Here is an 18,665-nt window from a genome sequence, read left to right as displayed (position 1 = left end):
GCGCCGATCCGCGCCCGTGAAGCGCGCCGGTCACGCGCTCGGCGTGAGCGCGCCGGTCACGCGCGCGGGGGGATTGGCAAGCGCCAGTCCATCGACTTCATCCTTTGCGCCGGATCTCGGCGCGGCGCCCACATGCGCGCTAAGCCGGTCATTCCCCGCTTCTTGCATGCAGGATCATCGAACAGGCCTCCTGTGCTCACCGAGCGGATCGCTCTCCAGAGATCCGGACGCACGCCGCGTTGCAGGGGCTGGCATCTGGCCCCCGATCGCCGGTTTCCCGGGAGGGAGGCATCCCAGGAACCCCGAACATCGCGGGAGACGATCCTTCCCCCGGAGCGCTCGACGCCTGGCAGCTCAGCTCATGGCGGCTCTGACCGTAACCCGAGGTTCATCGATGTTTGCACCCGACATAAAGATCGCGCCTGGCATGGCGATGGTGCTCGTTTCATCGCTCACCTGCGTGGGCCCGCGCGAGGCGCCGGAGCTCGCGGACAGCGGCGGTGTGCACGCCGGGACCGGCGAGGCGCGCGGAGCCCTGTGTCACGGTCAGATGATCACGAACGTCGTCGTCTCCCCGGAGACGTTCCACTGGGAGGATCCCGCCCACGTGCTCAGCGTGGCGGAGGGGTTCGGCCCGCGGACGCTGGACATCGCCGTGTCGGCGAGCGTCCAGCCCACCGTGAGCTTCACGGGGACGGCCACGGGCACCGTCCCGCCCGCGGGCGCGCAGCCAGCGGTAGGCGCGACGGGCATCCCTGGCCTACCGCCTCTCTTCGGGATACCGGGCATCCCCCCGTTCTTCGGGGCGCCGGGTGCGGGCCCTGGCATGGGGATCCTGGGGACGCCTGGCGTGTCGCCCTTTCCCAGCACGCCGGGCGCGCCGGGCAGCCGCGCGCCGACGGACTGCCAGCCCCCGTGGACCATGTCCGAGGACTGCATGCCCGCGAGCGGCCAGCCCTGGTGGAGCGCGCCCTGGAACGGCCAGCCATCGAACGGCCAGCCATCGAACGGCCAGCCGTCGAACGGCCAGCCATCGAACGGCCAGCCGTCGAACGGCGCGGTGCCGGGGAGCTCCGCGCTCTTCGGGGCGGGCAACTGCGGGCTGACTCTCTCGGATGTCTCCGCGGCGCTCGGGTTCAGCGTGAGCGAGACCATCACGCTTCAGGCCAGCTCGACCTACTTCGTCCCCACGGCGGCCTATGCCCGGATCTCGGCCTATCCCGTCTTCCAGACGATCACCTGGGACATCGTCAGCCTCGGCGGCTTGAGCTGGGGAGCCGGCCCGGCGGGCGTCGTCGTGGGCTCCGGCGTCGTACAGAAGCCGATCGGCGTCTATTTTGCGACATACCGCGCCTATGACTATGCCTTGATGGGAGGGGGAGTCGTCAGCCCAGGCCCCATCCTGGACCCCCCGGGCGCCGGCGGCTCTGGCGCGGGCGGCGACCCTGGCGCGGGCGGCGACCCTGGCGCGGGCGGCGACCCTGGCGCGGGCGGCGCGGGCGGCGGCCCTGGCGTGGGCGGCAACTCGGGCATCAGCAACCAGGGCAACGGCAGCGCGGGAACCAGCGGCGGAGGCTGGTGGATCAGCGGCGGAACGGGCGGCGCAGGCCCGTGAGGCGCGCCCTCCGCAGCGCGGCGCGCCTCGACGGCCGGCCAGCGTCGCGGCGGCGCCGCCGCTCGGGCGCCCCGATCAAGGGGTGACCGGATCGAGCGGAGGCAGGGACTCGCACGCCGTCTGGCCGAGGACGCTGACGTCGGCGCCGCGCACGGCGAGGGCCACGCAGCGCACGTGGGCGTAACGGCCTGAACCCAGGCTTCGCCCGATCGTGACCTTGTAGCGCGCGGTGTAGCCGCGCCCGGGGAGCGGCATCGCTTCCTCGATCGCCATCACATCCATTCGGTATCGCCAGCCCACGAACTCCACGATGCGCCGGAAGCGATCCAAGCCGAAGCGCGGCGCATCTCCGAACACGATCCCCTCGGGGTCCAGAAAGTAGTCGTGCCGATCGTTGTTGTCCCAGTATTCGCGCCCCGCGGCGAGCACCTGGATCGCGAACCGCGCCGGCTCCGGGTAGTCGGCAGGATAGATGATCCCGGAGAACACCCACCGCTCGGGGGAGCCCCACGGCGGCGCGGAGTCGTACCGCGCCGGGGCGACGCGCCACGTGCCCTCGGCGTCCCGATAATGGATGAGCACCTGCTTTTCATGGGCGATGTTGTCGACAAGCACAACGCCGGAGACCTCGGACACCGCGGGATCGCCGACATGCTTGCGCGTCGCATGGTCGAGGCGCACGACGTGATCCGTACGTGTCATGACACCTCCGCGCAGCACCCGCCGGGCCGGCCGGGAGGTGGGCACCGCTGGCACAAGGACCGGCCCGTCCGCGCTGCACGATCCCGAGGGCGACACGCGCGGCGCCGTCATGAGCGCTTCACCAGGAGCCGCCATGCTCGGCGTGCTGTCAGCTCGGAACCAGGCGCCGCGTCATGGCCGCGCGGGGAGCTGGCGTGGCAGCTGGCGTGGCGATGGCGCGGACGCATCGATCCGTGGCAGAAAGCGGCCTCATGAGCACGACCTCCATCGCGGGCATCCCGGCGCGCCAGCTCGCGACCGCCGCGGACGACAACCTGGCTGTCCACGCGAGCTGGGCGCAGGAGCGGCTCCCCGGCGCCCGCGTCGTGCGCGACGCCGGCCTCGTCCTCGTCGACTCCGGGCTCCCCTGCGACACCTTCAACTTTGTCCTCCGGTCCCGCCTCGACGCTGCCGCGGCGCCGGCCCGCGTGCAGGAGGCCATCGACAGCTTCCGCCGCGCCGGCCGCCCCTTCTCGTGGTGGGTCGGCCCCGCGGACGAGCCGGAGAACCTCGGCGATCTCCTCCGCGCCGCGGGGCTCGAGGCCGCGGAGTCCGAGGTGGCCATGGCCGCGGATCTCCACGCCATCCGCGCCGACGGCGAGCCGCCGCGCGGCCTCGAGATCGCGCGCGTCACGACCGCCGCGCAGGTGCGGGACTTCGCGCGCCTGCTCGCGGGCAACTGGACGCCGCCCGATCCCGACGTGGTGCGGTTCTACGAGAGGGCGACCCCGGCGCTCCTGTCGGGCGACGCGCCGCTGTGGCTCTACGTCGGCTACCTCGAGGGGACGCCCGTCGCGACCTCGGAGCTCGCCGTGGGGGGCGGCGTCGCCGGGCTGTACAACATCTCGACGATCCCGTCGTACCGGCGACGGGGGATCGGCCGCGCGCTGACGCTGCGGCCCTTGCTGGACGCGCGCGCGGCGGGGCTCCGGGTGGCCATTCTCCAGGCGTCGGCGGACGGGCTGAGGCTCTATGAGCAGATGGGCTTCGTCGCGACCGGGCGGATCACGGAGTACAAGCCGGCCGGCGAGGGCGCTCGCTGAGCGCGGCTCGCCGGGTGCTCCGCCTGCTGCGGCTCAGCCGCTTGCGGCTCAGCGCGCCGCCCGCGCGACCTCGTCCGCCGCGCGCGCCCGCTCCTCCGCGGCCTGCGCCAGCGGCCCCGTCAGGAGCGCCTGCGCCTCGCGGAACCGCGCCGCCACGTCGGCCCAGTAGCTCGCGTCCGCGCCCTGCGGGGCCGCGATCTGCTTGATCAGCGCCGCGTCGTAGGCCGCGATGCCCGCGTGGGGCGACGCCGGCTTCGCGCGGGCCACCCAGTCGAGCGCCGCGAGGTCGCCGAGGCCGAGCCCCGCGAGCGGCGCGCGCCGCATCATGAGCGCCGCGTCCTCGGGGCCGTTGCGCAGGCCGAGCGCCAGCGCGAGCAGCATCGTCGCCTCGGGCGGGCGCGGCGTGCCCTCGGGCCACGCCGTGAGCAGCGCCGCCGCCTGATCGAAGTCCACGGCCCGCCAGTACAGCCGGCCGAGCTCGATGCGCGCCCGCGCGTAGAGGAGCCGCGCCTCGGGCGAGAGCTGGGCGGTGCGCAGCGCCGCGCGGTGCTGCAGCGGGACGCCCCGATCGAGCAGCGCGCGCAGGAGCTCCGGCCGCGCCGCCGCGTCGGCCGGGAGCAGGCGGCCCGCGTAGTACGTCGGCAGCCTCGCCGCGAGCCGCTCGGCGGCGGTCGACGGCGTCGCCGCCGGCAGGGGCGGCAGCTCCAGCGCGTCCAGCGCGTCGACGCGCCGGCCGCCGTAGAGGCGGGAGAGCATCGCGCGCGCGCCGTCGACGCGGGCGTCGCGGAGCACGCCGACCGACGAGAGCTCGCGAAGGCCGACGAGCGCGGCGTCGCGGCCGCGGGCCTTCCAGGGCTCCAGGAGCTGGTCGAGCTCGCCGTAGTAGACGTTGCTGAGCTCCGCGTCCTTCCGCATGGCGTCGGGGAGCGGCGCCGACCGGACCGCCTCGACGAGCCGCATGTCGGCGCGCCCGGCCTCCACGGCGACGATGCCCTTCGCGTAGAACGGCAGCGCGATCCCGAGCCGCCCGAGGTCCTCGATCGCGCGGGCCTGGTCCGTCACCCACGTGAGCAGCGGCCCCTTCGTGAACGCGACGACGCGCTGGACGTCGTACGGCGGCCGGAGCGTGGGCGGCTCTGTCGCCGTGCGCGCGAGCCGCGCGGAGAGCGTGAGGCCGAGCAGCACCTGGTAGAGGTCGCCCTTGAGGGTCGCCGGCGGCGCCTCGAGGAACGGCGCGGCGATCGCGTCGCCGCACGCGACGGGCGCGAGCTCGGCCCGGAGCGCGCGCGCGAGGCCCGCGTCGAGGCCAGCGCACGTCTCGACCCCCGCGAGCCGCGCGTCGCGCCTGGCGGGGTCGTCCTCGGCGAGCGCGGCGTCGAGCGCATCGAGGGCGCCCTGCGCGTCGCCGCAGGCCTTCGCGGGCGCGACGGGGGCGCGCCGGGCGAACGCCTCGCAGGCGGCCGGCGGGGCGGGCACGCCGGCCGGGGTCGGGGGGACCAGCGCGGACTTCGGATCGAACGGCGTCTGCTTGAGGAGCGGCAGGAACTCGTCCTTGAGCGTGCCGTGGACGGCGAACGCCTCGCTCTCGGGGAGCGGCGGCGGCGGGGTCGCCGCGCGGCCGTCGCCCGGCGGGGCCGGCGCTTGCGCCGCGGGCGGAGGCGCCGCGGCGCAGGCCATGAGGGAGAGGCCCATGGCGGCGAGGAGGGCGGAGAAGACGGAGCGGGGGATCGAGCGCATCAGGGTTCCTTGGACACGGGCGGCCCGCGAAGGTTTCGCGGGCCGGCGGTGAGCGCCGTCAGGACGCGAGCGGGGCCGTCGTGGATACCACCGGAGGGGCGGGCGCGGGGGGACGGCGCTCGCGAGGGGCCGAGGCGGAGGTCGCGAACCGGGAATCGGTGCAATTTTACAGCGATGTCGAGGTCGCGACCTCGACGTCCCGTACCGAGCGGGCGGCTGGAGAGGTCGCGACCTGGGCGCGCTGTACCGAGCGGGCGGCTGGAGAGGTCTCGACCAAAGCGGGGGCCTGGATCGACCGCCCGGGTTGGTCGAGACCAAAGCGGGGGCATGAATCGACCCCCCGGATTGGTCGAGACCTGCGCGCGCGCACGAAATCGACCGCTCCGGTTGATTGCGACCTGCGCGGGGGCATCAATCGACCGCCCGGGTTGGTCGCGATCAACGCGGGGGCATGAATCGCCCCCCCGGATTGGTCGCGACCTACGCGCGCGCACGAAATCGACCGCTCGGGTTCATCGCGACCTACGCGCGCGCACGAAATCGACCGCTCGGGTTCATCGCGACCTACGCGGGGGCATGACGCGCTGTGCACCGCCCCCCTCCGACATCCCGGATTGCCGCGCGTCCGGCGTGCTCGTGTCTTCACGTCCCTCGGCGCTGCTGCGCCGCGATGGTCTTCGTGATGAGAAGTGCGGTGTCTGGGGAACCGCCAAGGCGCCAGGGACGCCAAGAAATCTCAATAACTTGGCGTTCTTGGCGGTTCGATCCTCTGCGGCGCTGTCTACAGTAAGTACCGCACCACCAGCGCCTGACGCACGCGGCTCGCGCTCGTCAATACCACTCTCCGCCGAGCCCTATCGTGAACGTGAACGTCGTGGCCTCCGGCATGAACACCGGGTGGAGCTCCGCGGCGAGCGCAAACCCGCTGCGCCGCGGGCCGTCGCCGGACACGCCGCCCAGGATGAGCGCGCCGCGCGCGTGCGCGCCGAAATACCAGGCCGAGGTGCTGGCGCAGCCGGCGTCCGACTCGATGCCCGCGTACTCCGCGGAGCAGCTCGCGACCGCCACGTAGTCCATCGACGGCCCTGCCGCGAAATCGAGGACGTGGAACAGGGTGAGGCTCGCGAGCAGCGAGTTGTAATCGATGAACCCCGCGTCGAACCCGGCGCTGTTGGCCGTGCTCTCGGGCGTGAGCGTCAGCATCGGGGTGTTCTGGTAGTAGAGCCCGAACGTGTGGTTGATCTGGAGGCCGACCCGGCCCGTCCACGCGAAGACACCGCCGGTGCCCGTCGGCGACTTGATGACCCCGCCGCCCAGCGTGCTGCCGTACCGGAGCCGGACGCCGTCGTTGTCCTCGTCCTCGGGCTCCTCCGGCTCCTTCGCGGGCTCGGCCGGCTCGGACGACGGCTCCGGCTCGACCGTCGTGTCCAGCGGGCCCCCGATCGGCGGCGGCGGCGCAGCGCTCCGCGGCGCAGGCTGGCTGCGCGACGGAGGCGCCGAGGACGGCGCGCCCGGCGAAGGCCGCGCGGGCGATGCCGGCGGCGCAGGCGCGTACGGCGGCGCGGGTGATGCCGGCGGCGCGGGCGCGTACGGCGGCGCGGGCGAGACCGGCGGCGCGGGCGCGTACGGCGGCGCGGGCGGGTACGGCTGCGCAGGCGCATACGGCGGCGCAGGCGGGTACGGCTGCGCAGGCGCCACAGGCGCCGCGGGCGGCAGCGGGGGCGGCGCGGGCGCGGGCGGCACGGGCGTGGGCGCCGGCGCCGGCGCGGGAGGCACAGGCGTGGGCGCCGGTGCCGGCGCGGGAGGCACAGGCGTCGGGGCAGGCGTGGGCGCGGGCGCGGGCGGCACCGGCGGCGGGGCAGGCGCCGGCGTGGGCGCAGGCGCAGGCGGCGGCGGGGGCTGCGCCGAGGCCGACGGAAACGGCTCGGGGGACGGCGGCGGGAGCGGCGCGCCGTCCTGCGCCAGGCCCGTCGCCGGGACAGCAAGGGGAACCGTGATCGCTGCCAGCGCGGCAAGCCAACGAAGTGTCGTCATCGGGTTTTCCTCGGCGCGCTCGTCGCGGCCGTCAAGCGCGCGGCGGTGCGAGCTGTCGGCCACGGTGCGACCCTAGCAGATGATCCGCTGCCGCGAGCCGCGGAACGCCAGCCCACCGGCAACCACACGATGCGCCACGCATCCCCCTCCCTCACTTTCCGTCACGGAATGCGAGGGCTCCGGTCACCAGACCCCTCGAGCCATGCGTCGAGACCTCAAGACCCGTCTGTGCGGCATCAGCCCCCTGCTCTGGGTCCTCCTGTCCGTCGCCTGCGTGGGAGAAAGTCCCCACGGTGGTGCGGTTGGGGACGGCGGCGCTGGAAACGTCCAAGGGCCCACCGGCGCGGGCGACAGCGACACCACCGGTGACGGCGGCATCAACACTGCTGGGGGCAGTGCGGGCAACGGCGGCAGCGCCGGCAGCGGCAGCGCGGGCGACGGCGGCAGCGCGGGCGACGGCGGCAGCGCGGGCGACGGCGGCAGCGCGGGCGACGGCGGCAGCGCGGGCGACGGCGGCAGCGCGGGCGACGGCGGCAGCGCGGGCGACGGCGGCAGCGCGGGCGACGGCGGCAGCAACGGTGACGGCGGCAGCAACGGTGACGGCGGCAGCGCCGCCGCGGGGCGCGCGTGCAAGCGCGGCATCGCGTACGGCCATCACTCGCGCGCCGACCTCGCGGCGCTCTCGGCCAGCGTCGGCTGGTGGTACAACTGGGCGAGCGTCCCCGACGAGGAGCTCCGGGGAGGCGACCACATAGCCCTCGGCGTCGAGTTCGTACCGATGGTGTGGGGCGGCCGCTTCGACGCCGACCAGGTGAAGGCGGCGATCCCGGCCGGGGCAAAGTACCTGCTCGCGTTCAACGAGCCGAACTTCTTCTCTCAGGCCAACCTCTCCGCCGCGGAGGCCGCGGCGCTGTGGCCGCAGATCGAGGCGATCGCCGACGAGAAGGGGCTCCAGATCGTCTCGCCCGCCGTGAACTTCTGCGGCGGCGGCTGCCACGAGACCGACCCCTTCGCGTACCTCGACGCCTTCTTCGCCGCGTGCGACGGCTGCCGCGTCGATTTCATTGCGGCGCACTGGTACGCTTGCGACAGGCCCGCGCTCGAGTGGTACCTCGGCGAGCTCAAACGCTACCGGCGCCCGATCTGGTTGACCGAGTTCTCGTGCGGAGACGGCGCGGATCGGTCGCTCGAAGCGCAGGCGGCCTACATGCGAGAAGCGGTGCCCCTCCTCGAGTCCGACCCCGACGTCTTCCGGTACGCGTGGTTCTCCGGGCGGACCGACGCGATCCCCAACGTGGACCTGCTCGGCGCGAGCGGGGAGCTCACGGAGCTCGGCGCGCTCTACGTCTCGCTCCCCCACGCGGAGAGGTGCAGCCCGTGACCGCCCGCGCGGCGGTCGCACCGCCTTCGCCTCCGCCCGCCGGCGCGGTCTCCGCCGCCCCGGCGGCCGGCATCCAGGCCGCGCCGCTCGACTTCGCCGAGGTGTACGAGGAGATCTTCCCCTTCGTCTGGCGGACCGTGCGCCGCTTCGGCGTGGACGCCTCGGCGCACGAGGACGTGTGCCAGGAGGTGTTCGTCGTCGTGCACCGGCGGCTCCCGGAGTTCGGGGGGCGCTCGTCGCTGAAGACATGGGTCTTCGGGATCGTCGTCAACGTCGTGCAGGCGCACCGGAGATCGCTGCGCCGCAAGAGCCCGGCCCACCGCGGGACGGGAGAGACCGTGGATCCGGAGCTGCTCGCCGGGCCGAGCGACCTCGGCCCCTACGAGGCCATGACAAGGGCGGAGGCCGCGCGCGTGGCGCACGACCTCCTCGCGTCGCTCGACGAGGAGAAGCGCGTCGTGCTCCTGCTCGCCGAGCTGGAAGAGATGCCGGCGACGGAGATTGCGCAGGGGATCGGGGTGAACATCAACACCGTGTATTCGCGGCTGAGGGCCGCCCGACAGGCATTTTCCGACGCGGTGCAACGCCACCACGCCAGGATCCGAGGAGGCCGCAATGGATGAGCTGGGACCTGGCGAGCGGGCGCTCCTGAACGCCCTCCGCGACGCGGACGAGCCGACCGACGACGACAGGCGCCGTATGCGCGCGGCCGTGTGGGCGAGGATCGGCCTCGCCGGGGCGGCGGCCACCGCCGTGACGGCGAGCGCAGCGAGCGCCGCGGGAGCCGCGAGCACCGGGGCCGCGAGCGCCGGGGCCGCGAGCGCCGGAAGCGCCGGGGCCGCGGGCGCCGGGGCCGCGGGCGCCGGGGCCGCGGGCGCCGGGGCCGCGGGCGCGGCGAGCGCGGCGCTCGCGAAAGGGACGGCCGTCACGCTGCTCGGCGCCCCACTCAAGATCGGGCTCGCGACGCTGGTCGTCGGGCTCGCGACGGGCGCAGCGGTCTACCTCCCCGCCTCGGGCGACCCGCCCGAGGCGCCGCGGGCGGTGGAAGCGGCGAGGATCGCAGACCCGACCCCCCATGCGCCGCACGCCGCCGCGCCCCCCAGCGCGCCGAGCGACGGAGCGCCTCCGCCCGCCGAGGCCAGCGCCCCCGCCGAGGCCAGCGCCCCCGCCGAGGCCAGCGCCCCCGCCGAGGCCAGCGCCCCCGCCGAGGCCAGCGCCGCGCCCGCGACGGGCGCCGCGCCGCGCGCGCCTGCACCGCGCACGCCCGCGCCCGCGGCGGCCGCCGCCGCGAGGCCGGGCGCCGAGGGGCTCGACGCGGAGATCGCGCTGCTGCGCGACGCGCAGCAGGCGCTGCAGGCGGGCCAGTTCGCGCAGGCGCTCGCGAAGCTGAACGAACACGCAACCCGGTACCCGAGGGGCGTGCTCTCGACCGAGCGCGAGGCGTCGCGCGCCATCGCGCTCTGCCGCTCCGGCCGCGCGGCGTCCGGCAGGGCGATCGCGGCGAGGCTGCTCGCGAAGAGCCCGGGCTCGCCGCTCGCGACGCGCGTGCGCGCCGCGTGCGGGAAGGAGGAGTAGAGTGCCCGGGTGCACGTCTCCAGGTGGGCCAGGGCCCCGTCGGCCCTCCAGGCGCTGATCGTCGCGGCAGGGCTCCTGCCCGCGCGCGCCCTCGCGGCGCCCGCCGAGCCGCGCCCCCTCGCGGCGCCCGCCGAGCCGCGCCCCCTCGCGGCGCCCGCCGAGCCGCGCCCCCTCGCGGCGCCCGCCGAGCCGCGCGCCATCGACCTCCGCTGGGAAGCGCCGGACGGGTGCCCGCCGGTCGACGAGGTCCGGAGCGAGATCGCCCGGCTCCTGGGCGCGTCGGAGCAGCACCAGCCGATCGAGGTCGAGATCGCCGTCGCCCGCGCGGGCGGCGCGCGCCTCCGGCTCGATCTGCGCATCCGCGCGCCGTCGCCCGGCGAGCGCGTGCTCCGCGGCGACGACTGCGCGTCGATGTCGCGGGCGGCGGCGCTGATCGTCGCGATGTCGATCGATCCCGACGCGGTCGCGCGGAACGCCGCCGCCGAGCCCGCCGCCCAGCCCGCGCCGCCCTCGGCGGTCGCCGCCCCCGTCGCCGCCGCGCCGCGTCCGCCGCCTCCCGCGCCTCCCGCGCCTCCCGCGGCGGCCCGGCCTCCGGCGGCAGCCGAGCGCGACCTCCGGGCGGCGATCTGGCTGAGCGCGCACATCGAGCAGGCGCTGGTCCCGGCGGTCGGCGTCGGGCTCGCCGCAGGCGGCGGGATCCGCAGCGGCTGGCTCCGCGCCGACGGGGCGGCCGGCGTTGTGCCGTCGAGCTCGAGCCGCATCGCCGGGATGGCTGCCGGCGCCGAGTTCCGGCTCTGGTTCCTCGAGGTCGACGCGTGCGCGCGCGCCCTCGAGCGCCCCCTTTCCGTGTACGTCTGCGCGCTCGGCCGCCAGCACTGGCTCCTCGCCCGGGGACGCGAGGTCGACGAGGCCTTCTCCCGCACGGCGCCGATCTTCGCGGCCGGGCTCGGGGCGCTCGTCGAGTGGCGCATCGCCGGGCCCCTGAGGGGCGAGGGGGCGCTGCACGCCGTCGTCCCGCTGCGGCGGCCCCGCTTCGTCGTCGAGAACGTCGAGGGGGACGTCTATCGCCCTCCGGCCGCAGGCCTCAGCTCCCGCCTCGGCGTGGCGCTGGCCTTCTGAGCCTCAGGGCCGATCCGGGCCGGCGTTCCACGCGGCCTCGATCGCGCAGCCGGCCAGCGCCTCGCGGTAGATCCGCAGCTCGTCGTAGCGCCCACCGAAGTACGGGTCCGCATCGAACTGCGACCGCCCGAGCCAGTTGTTCACGTCCTGGATCCCCGAGAGCGGAAAGCCGACAGCATCGCTGCCGAGGAGCGCGCCATCCAGGTAGAGGGCCAGGGTCGCCGCCGCGCCGTCGAAGACGACGGCGACCTGATGGACCTCGCCGTCCTCGAGCGTCGGCTCGGCGTGGATCGCCACCTCGCCCCGCACGCCGCTGTCGCTCGCGAGCGCGGAGACACCCTGCACCTCGAAGCCCGTCGAGGGGGTGATCACCAGGTAGGACGTTCCCACACCCCCCTCGCCTTCGACGGGATCTTCGCCTCCGGTGGCGAGGCCGAAATCGACGATGCGCAGGTAGGCGCCTCCGCGGTCGCGGACGACCCAGACCATGACGGTGACATCGCTCAATCCCGCCAGGAGCCCCGCCGGCAAATCGACGTAATCGTCCTCGCCGTCGAGGGTGAGCCCCCCTCCGCCGTCGAGGCTCGCGCCGCCGAGGATCGCGCCGTCAGCACCTCCGACGAGATCGGCGACGACATCTCCCACACCATCGAACGTGTACCGATGTATCGGCGACGGCAATACGTCGCAGGCGATCGTGCCATCGCCCCCTCCACCGCCGCTGCCCCCTCCACCACCGCTGCCCCCTCCACCGCCGCTGCCGCTCGCCGCTGGCGCCGGATTCATGCGGCCCACCGCGATCTCCACGTCTGCCCCGCACCCGGACAGCCCGAGGAGCAACACCATCACCGCAGTTTTCTGCGCACAGGGCACGATCTGATCTTATCGCGGCCCCGTGGTCGATTTGATCACGAAATCGACGCGCTCCGGTCACGAGGGGCTCACTGCCGAATCCACACGCGGGAGACGACGATGACGTTCAGACGTGACCGAGTGTTCGCGAGTCCGTGGCTCGCCGCCGGGGGATGTCTCCTGGGCATCTCGTGCACTGGCATCCTCGGAAGCCAGGACGAGGGACGCCAGGACGATCCGGAGCAAGACGCCTCCGTCGCGCCAGACGGAATGCCCCTGCACCACATGACAGCGTCGGAGTACAACAACACCGTCGCCCACCTCCTGGGAACGCGCCTGAGGCCCGCGGACGGCTTCCCCGCCTTCGGCGCGAAGGGCTTCGACGCGAACGTCAGCGCGCTCTCCAACCTCTCGCAGGTCCTCGTCCAGGGGTATTACGACGCCGCCAGGACGCTCGCCGCGGACGCCTTCTCGAACGAGGCGCAGCGCGCCGCGATCCTCGTGTGCGACCCGGCGGAGGGCGCCGGCGACGGGTGCGCGCGCGAGATCATCGAGCGCTTCGGGCTGCGCGCCTTCCGCCGCCCGCTCGAGGCCGCGGAGGTCGACCGGTACGCGGCGCAGTACGCCCACGCGCAGACCACCCTCGAGATGTCTCCCGTCGAGGCGGTGCAGCACGTCGTCCGGACCCTGCTGACGTCGCCCAATTTCCTCCTGAGGATCGAGGTGGGGCCCGACTCCGAGAGAGCGCCGGGCGCCCTCAACGGCCACGAGATCGCGTCGCGCCTCTCGTACCTGCTCTGGAGCTCGCTGCCGGACGAGGCGCTCTTCGACGCGGCGGAGAGCGACGCCCTCGCCACCGAGGACGAGCTCCGGCAGCAGGTCGACCGCATGCTGGCCGACCCGAAGAGCGCCGCCTTCTTCCAGAACTTCTTCGGGCAGTGGCTCGGCACGCGCACGCTCCCCAGCCACAACGCCGACGCGACCCGGTTCCCGATCTGGAACGACGAGGTGAAGGGCGCGATGCTCGACCAGGTCAACGCCTACTTCGCGCGCTTCACGACGGGCGGGCGGCCCTGGTCCGAGTTCCTCACGGCGCCCCACCCGGAGAGCCGGCTGCTCGAGCCGCTCTACGCGAACGACCCCGAGGGCGTGCGCGAGGGGTTCCTCACGCTGCCAGCGTTCCTGACGCTGTCGTCCCGCGCGGACCGGACCTCTCCCACGTCCCGCGCGAAGACGATCCTGGAGCAGCTCTTCTGCGTGCCGATGGTGCCGCCCGCCAACGTGGACATCCCGGAGCTCGGCGCCGCGGGCGGGGACGAGGGCCCCGTCGAGAACGTGCGCCAGGAGCTCGAGAAGCACCGCGCGTCGCCCGACTGCGCGAGCTGCCACGACGTGCTCGACCCGATCGGGCTGAGCCTGGAGAACTTCGACCCGATCGGCGCCTACCGGACCGCGTACCCGAACGGCGACCCGATCGACGCGACGGGGGTGTACGAGGGCGCGGCGTTCGAGGACATCTCCGGCCTCGTGCCGGCGCTCGTGGAGGCGGCCCGGCCGGGGACGTGCCCCACCGAGCAGTTCTTCAGCTACGCCCTGCGCCGGCGCCCGAGCGGCGGGGACCGGACCAGGATCAAGGAGATCGCCGCGCGCTGGGACGGCGGGACGGTCGCGGATCTGGTGAAGCACGTGGTGACCAGCGAGGCGTTCCGCCTTCGAGCGAAGGACAAGGCACGGTGAGGCCGCGCGGGCTGTCTCTGCACAGGACGAGGCACGAAGGAGCGATGCGCACATGAAACGCTTGATGACACGCAGAAACTTGTTGCGCGGCGCGGGCGTCTGCCTGGCGCTGCCGTGGCTCGAGAGCCTCGCGCCGCGCGGGGCGCGCGCCGGGGAGCCCGGCACCCCGAAGCGCTTCCTGCTCTGCACCTTCCCGAACGGGGCGCCCCATCACTGGTGGGAGACGGCCCCCGCGTTCGGAAAGACGCTGAAGGGCGCCGACTTCAAGCTGCCGCGGGTGCTCGAGCACTTCGCGCCGGTGAAGTCGAAGATGCTCATGATAAGCCGCCTCGGCAACTACACGTGGAGCACGGAGCAGCACCCCTACATCGAGCCCTCCCACTCGCGCCTCGGCGCGGCGCTCTCGACCTGCGTGGACGCCGATCAGCTGGGGAGGGAGGCGCGCCAGGACCTCGGCGAGTGGGTGGGCAACGGCGTCTCGGTCGACCAGCTCATCGTCCAGAAGGCAGGCCCGGAGCAGGCGACCCGCATCCCGTCGCTGCAGACGGGGCTCGGGGTCAAGCCCGGCTTCTTCGACCAGCGCAGCTACGCCTACAACCAGGTCCTCTCCTGGAAGAGCCCGCGCGAGCCGCTGAAGCGCTCGGTCAACCCGAAGGCGGTGTTCGACGCGCTCGTCGGCGCGGGCGCGGGGTCCGCCGTGCCCGGGCAGAGCGACGAGGAGGCCAGGATCGAGGCGGAGCGCCGCGCGGCGACCGAGAAGAGCGTCATCGACGGCGTGCTCGCGGACGCGAACTCGCTCATGAACCGGGTCGGCTCCGGGGATCGCAAGATCGTCCAGCAGTACCTCGACTCGCTGCGCGAGATCGAGAAGAACGCGACCCGCGTGCAGTCGACGATGACCCCGCCGGCGGGCCTGGGCTGCAGCCCGATCAGCCAGCCCGGGGTGGTCCCCGAGCCGCCGGGCCAGGCGGAGGGGCTCAACGAGAACGACAACACGGGAGCCGGCCCGTACAAGCACGAAGATCACGCGAAGGTCATGATGGACCTCATCGTCATGGCCCTTCAATGCGACGTGACGCGCGTGATCACCCACATGCTCGACGACATGCGCTCCGAGTTCGAGTATCGGTGCATCCCGGAGGACGTCCGCGCCCAGGTGGGGCTCGCGTACAGGAGAGAGAGCAGCCTGCACTTCCACTCCTCCCAGCACGGCGCCGGCAACCTGGACCGCGTGACCCAGGACGGCCAGTACAAGATCATCCAGCAGAGCAACCTCGACTACGCGGCGATCAACTGCTGGCTCAACCAGAAGAGCGCGCAGCTCGCGCAGCGGCTCGACGCGATCCCCGAGGGCGACGGCACGGTGCTCGATCACTGCGTCATGGTGCACATGAGCGAGATGCGCTCGCACGATCACGACGGGTACGACCTGCCCATCGTGCTCCTCGGCGGCGACGGCGTCTTCTTGAACGACGCGCACGTCGCCTACGGCGCCCTCGGCAGCGATCGCCAGCTCCGCGATCTGTGGTTCACCATCATGAACCAGTACTACGGGCTCGGCATCTCGTCGTTCGGCGAAGATCGCCGCGGCGAGCCGAACGCGTTGCTCGAGGAGATCCTGCGGTAGCGCGGTGAACCCGTGGCTTGATGGATGGGCTCACATCGGAGGTAAGACGCGATGTTCGAACGTCGCTCACGCCGGCTCTTGTCCAGGGGTGTCCACGTCGCGCTCGGGCTGCTCGCGACGAGCGCAGCAGCGTTCGGGTGCTCGGGCGGCCCGTCGCCGGCGTCTCCCCCGCCGGCCTCTTCCCCGCCGGGGGGTGGGGGCGAAGGGCCCGGCGCGCCCTGCGCGGAGGCGGGCGACGGGCCGGCGCTGCCGCAGGCGTTCGCGCTCCACTGCGGCGGATGCCATGACGCCCACGGCGCGCCGACCGGCGGGTTTCCCGATCTCTTCGCCTTCGACGGCTCCCTGGAGGAGTTCACCGAGCAGGTGCGCACAGGCACGGACCGCATGCCGGCCTTCGACGAGCAGAAGCTCACGGCAGGCGACATCGAGGCCATCCATGCGTATTTCGCCTCGGGAGCGCCGCCCCCCGCGACATGCGGCGGCGGCGAGGTCGCTCCCGGCGCGTGCTCCGGCGTGAGCGGCGACATCTCCCCGCTGTTCCCCGCCGCGGCGGGAGGCAAGGCGATCACCACGAGGGCGGCGGACGGGACGATCACGCTCGAGGCGGCAGGGCGCGTGCGCGGCCGCCACGAGCGAGAGAAGGAGTTCAGCCCGTTCCAGCCGCTCTACTTCGAGAACCGCAGCTACAAGTTCATCGTCGAGGACACGATCCCGGCGGGCGGCAGGACGATCAAGTTCACCTGGCTCCCGAACGCGAACGCGTCGAGCGACCAGATCATCAACTTCCGCTGCTGGTACACGGGCGAAGGCAACGTGTTCCACGCGAACCACGGCATGGAGCGCGTCACGAGCACCCACTGGGAGTTCGTCGTGGACCGCAACGCCAGGGAAGGCCGGGAGATCCGCGAGGGCGATCGGCTCGAGTTCGAGTTCGGGGTGTTCCTCGATCCGGAGACCGTCGAGGGGAGGACGAGCTATTACAGCGACACGTTCCGTTACCGCGTCGGCAGCGGCGAGCTGACGCCCTTCGACGAGCCGAACGAGGCGGCGCTGTCGGGAGGAGACGGGACGATCCCGTACATTTACGAGGAGCCCCACCTCTATTACGAGCAGATGGCGCTGAACATCCAGGAGGGCTCGATCCAGCGCTTCCTCGAGGGGCGCCGCCTGTTCCATACGGATTTCGCCACCGGCGAGCACACCGAGGGCGGCAACCCCGCCTTCGAGGAGCACGCTGGCAAGGCGGGGCCGCTCGCGAACCAGACGACGTGCGCGGGGTGCCACATCCACAACGGCCGCGGCGCCCCACCCGAGCCGGGCGAGGCGATGGCGACAGCGGTCGTGAAGCTGTTCGGCGCCGGGGCGAGCGCGGACGGCAGGCCCACGGTAGATCCGCGCTATGGCCGGCAGCTCCAGAACATCAGGGCGCTCGACGGGAGCTCCGGCGAGGGCACGGCCACCGTCGCCTACGCGGAGCAGGCCGGGCAGTTCCCCGACGGCACGCCGTATGTCCTGCGCAAACCCACGTTCCGCTTCAGCGGGCTCGAAGCGGGGGAGATCGCGAGCTACTCGGTCCGCGTCGCCCGGCCTGTCGTGGGCATGGGCCTCCTCGAGGCGATCGCCGAGGAAGCGGTGCTCGAGCGCGCGGACGGCATGGACTGCGATCAGGATGGCATCTCGGGCCGTCCGAACCTGATCCCGGACCCGGTCTCAGGGGCGCTGCGGATGGGGCGCTTCGGCTGGAAGGCGGGCAAGGTGAGCGTGCCCCACCAGGTCGCCGACGCGCTCGTCGCGGACATGGGCGTGACGACAGGTCTGTTTCCCATCGAGGAGTGCGGAGCGATGCAGGCGGGCTGCGAGCAGAGCTCGCGCGGGACCCCGGAGCTCTCCGACGAGGATCTCGACAGGATGGCGGCCTACATGCGCGTGCTCGGCGTGCCGCCGCGCCGCGACACGGCGGACCCGGCGGTCCAGCGCGGCGAGGTGCTGTTCAGCCAGGCAGGGTGCGCGAGCTGCCATGTCCCCACGATGAAGACGGGCAGCCATCACCCGTTCGTCGAGCTGCGCGATCAGATCATCCACCCCTACAGCGACCTGCTCCTCCACGACATGGGAGAAGAGCTCGCGGACACGTCGACGAGCGATCACCTGGCGGGGCCGCGCGAGTGGCGAACGCCGCCGCTGTGGGGCATCGGGCTGCTCGAGGCGGTGAACGGCCACACGCAGCTCTTGCACGACGGCCGCGCGCGGGATCTCGTCGAGGCGATCCTGTGGCACGGCGGCGAGGCGGACGCCGCGAAGCGACGCTTCATGGCGATGCCCAGGGAGGACCGCGACGCGCTCGTCGCCTTCCTGCGCTCGCTCTGAGCGCCCGCCTCGCGCGCTCCGACGTCCGCCGCTCAGAGCCCCGAGCGGCGCGCCATGCGCTTCGAGAGCCACCGCACGGGGCCCGGCGCCACGCGGGCCGCGAGGCTCGCCGCCTTCACGAACACGCTCGTCTCCAGCACCTCGCGGCCCGACTCGACGGCGCGCACCGTGTCCTCGGCGACCTCCTCGGGGCTCTGCGGCTTGTGGCCCGGGGGGCGGTAGCCGACGTTGTCGTCCGTCACCACGGCGTTCGCGCGGAACGGCGTCGCCACCGGGCCCGGCCGCACGACGAGCACGCGCACGCCGCGCGCCGAGACCTCCGCGCGGAGCGCCATCGAGAGCGCCTCCAGCGCGAACTTCGACGACGCGTACGGGCCCATCCGCGGCGTGGAGACGAGCCCCGCGACCGACGAGACCATCACGATGGTGCCCTTCGCGGCCGAGAGCGGCTCGATCGCGAGCTGCGCGAGGCGCACCGGGGCGACGGCGTTGAGCCGGTAGATCGCCTCGAGCTCGGCAGGGTCGATCTCCAGCGCGGGCGCGTAGTAGCCGCGCCCCGCGTTGTTCACGAGGACGTCGATCCGGCCGTGGGCGGCGAGCGTCCGGTCGCAGAGCGCCTTGCGGTCCTCCTCGACCGTCACGTCCCCGGCCACGACGAGCGCGTCGCCGCCCGCGGCGCGCACCTCCGAGGCGACGCCCTCGAGCGCCTCCTGGCTGCGCGCGCTCAGCGCCACGCGCGCGCCGCGGCGCGCCCAGGAGAGCGCGAGCGCTCGACCGATCCCGCTGGATGCACCGGTGATGACGACGACGGGGGCCATGTGGGCGAGAGTATACGCT

14 protein-coding genes are annotated in these 18,665 nt (G+C 73.6%); 9 read left to right on the top strand and 5 right to left on the bottom strand.

Annotated elements, in window-relative coordinates; genetic code table 11:
* The first annotated feature begins 394 nt into the window (after window positions 1–394).
* The gene (locus WMF24_RS07330; RefSeq protein WP_437735644.1) at window positions 395–1,615 is read left to right on the top strand and encodes a hypothetical protein; all 1,221 of its coding nucleotides are present in this window, start codon (window positions 395–397) and stop codon (window positions 1,613–1,615) included.
* Window positions 1,616–1,690: 75 nt separating this feature from the next.
* Here the strand turns inward: WMF24_RS07330 and WMF24_RS07325 are convergent, their stop codons facing one another.
* The gene (locus tag WMF24_RS07325; RefSeq protein ID WP_437735643.1) at window positions 1,691–2,317 is read right to left on the bottom strand and encodes a hypothetical protein; all 627 of its coding nucleotides are present in this window, start codon (window positions 2,315–2,317) and stop codon (window positions 1,691–1,693) included.
* Window positions 2,318–2,568: 251 nt separating this feature from the next.
* Between WMF24_RS07325 and WMF24_RS07320 the strand changes: the two genes are divergently transcribed.
* Window positions 2,569–3,399, top strand: a complete 831-nt coding sequence (locus WMF24_RS07320) for a GNAT family N-acetyltransferase (RefSeq protein ID WP_437735642.1) — start codon at window positions 2,569–2,571, stop codon at window positions 3,397–3,399.
* Between the two features lie 48 nt (window positions 3,400–3,447).
* On the opposite strand, the gene WMF24_RS07315 is transcribed toward WMF24_RS07320, so the two are convergent.
* Window positions 3,448–5,136 carry a hypothetical protein gene (locus tag WMF24_RS07315; protein WP_437735641.1) on the bottom strand — a complete coding sequence of 563 codons (1,689 nt, stop codon included), beginning with the start codon at window positions 5,134–5,136 and terminating at the stop codon, window positions 3,448–3,450.
* Window positions 5,137–5,967: 831 nt separating this feature from the next.
* A complete protein-coding gene (locus tag WMF24_RS07310; protein WP_437735640.1) occupies window positions 5,968–7,170 on the bottom strand; it encodes a hypothetical protein in 1,203 nt (400 codons plus the stop codon).
* A gap of 202 nt (window positions 7,171–7,372) precedes the next feature.
* Here WMF24_RS07310 and WMF24_RS07305 point away from each other — a divergent pair, with 202 nt between their 5' ends.
* The 4 genes from WMF24_RS07305 to WMF24_RS07290 are packed head-to-tail and all read left to right on the top strand — an operon-like array spanning window position 7,373 to window position 11,245.
* Window positions 7,373–8,551 carry a glycoside hydrolase family protein gene (locus WMF24_RS07305; RefSeq protein ID WP_437735639.1) on the top strand — a complete coding sequence of 393 codons (1,179 nt, stop codon included), beginning with the start codon at window positions 7,373–7,375 and terminating at the stop codon, window positions 8,549–8,551.
* Window positions 8,548–9,174 (top strand): RNA polymerase sigma factor, encoded by a 627-nt coding sequence (locus WMF24_RS07300; protein ID WP_437735638.1) that lies wholly within the window; start codon window positions 8,548–8,550, stop codon window positions 9,172–9,174. The genes WMF24_RS07305 and WMF24_RS07300 overlap by 4 nt, the downstream gene beginning before the upstream one ends.
* A complete protein-coding gene (locus WMF24_RS07295) occupies window positions 9,167–10,126 on the top strand; it encodes a hypothetical protein (RefSeq protein WP_437735637.1) in 960 nt (319 codons plus the stop codon). The genes WMF24_RS07300 and WMF24_RS07295 overlap by 8 nt, the downstream gene beginning before the upstream one ends.
* Before the next feature lie 9 nt (window positions 10,127–10,135).
* Window positions 10,136–11,245: a hypothetical protein gene (locus WMF24_RS07290; protein ID WP_437735636.1), complete on the top strand. Its 1,110-nt coding sequence runs from the start codon at window positions 10,136–10,138 to the stop codon at window positions 11,243–11,245.
* A gap of 3 nt (window positions 11,246–11,248) precedes the next feature.
* Here WMF24_RS07290 and WMF24_RS07285 read toward each other — a convergent pair whose 3' ends face one another.
* On the bottom strand, window positions 11,249–12,091 hold the full coding sequence (locus WMF24_RS07285; RefSeq protein WP_437738775.1) for a LamG domain-containing protein: 843 nt from the start codon (window positions 12,089–12,091) through the stop codon (window positions 11,249–11,251).
* 126 nt (window positions 12,092–12,217) lie between these two features.
* Here WMF24_RS07285 and WMF24_RS07280 point away from each other — a divergent pair, with 126 nt between their 5' ends.
* The 3 genes from WMF24_RS07280 to WMF24_RS07270 all read left to right on the top strand — a co-directional run bounded on the left by WMF24_RS07280 (window position 12,218) and on the right by WMF24_RS07270 (window position 17,828).
* Window positions 12,218–13,834 (top strand): DUF1592 domain-containing protein, encoded by a 1,617-nt coding sequence (locus tag WMF24_RS07280; RefSeq protein ID WP_437735635.1) that lies wholly within the window; start codon window positions 12,218–12,220, stop codon window positions 13,832–13,834.
* Window positions 13,835–13,898: 64 nt separating this feature from the next.
* Window positions 13,899–15,461 (top strand): DUF1552 domain-containing protein, encoded by a 1,563-nt coding sequence (locus tag WMF24_RS07275; protein ID WP_437735634.1) that lies wholly within the window; start codon window positions 13,899–13,901, stop codon window positions 15,459–15,461.
* A gap of 51 nt (window positions 15,462–15,512) precedes the next feature.
* Complete coding sequence (locus WMF24_RS07270) at window positions 15,513–17,828, top strand: di-heme oxidoredictase family protein (RefSeq protein ID WP_437735633.1); 2,316 nt, start codon at window positions 15,513–15,515, stop codon at window positions 17,826–17,828.
* 32 nt (window positions 17,829–17,860) lie between these two features.
* Here WMF24_RS07270 and WMF24_RS07265 read toward each other — a convergent pair whose 3' ends face one another.
* A complete protein-coding gene (locus tag WMF24_RS07265; RefSeq protein WP_437735632.1) occupies window positions 17,861–18,646 on the bottom strand; it encodes an SDR family NAD(P)-dependent oxidoreductase in 786 nt (261 codons plus the stop codon).
* Window positions 18,647–18,665: the final 19 nt, after the last annotated feature.

Source organism: Sorangium sp. So ce1335 (genome assembly GCF_051521615.1).
Lineage (GTDB): Bacteria > Myxococcota_A > Polyangia > Polyangiales > Polyangiaceae > Sorangium.
Note: the sequence above shows the minus strand (reverse complement) of the source record. Positions and strands in the feature narration are given on the sequence as shown.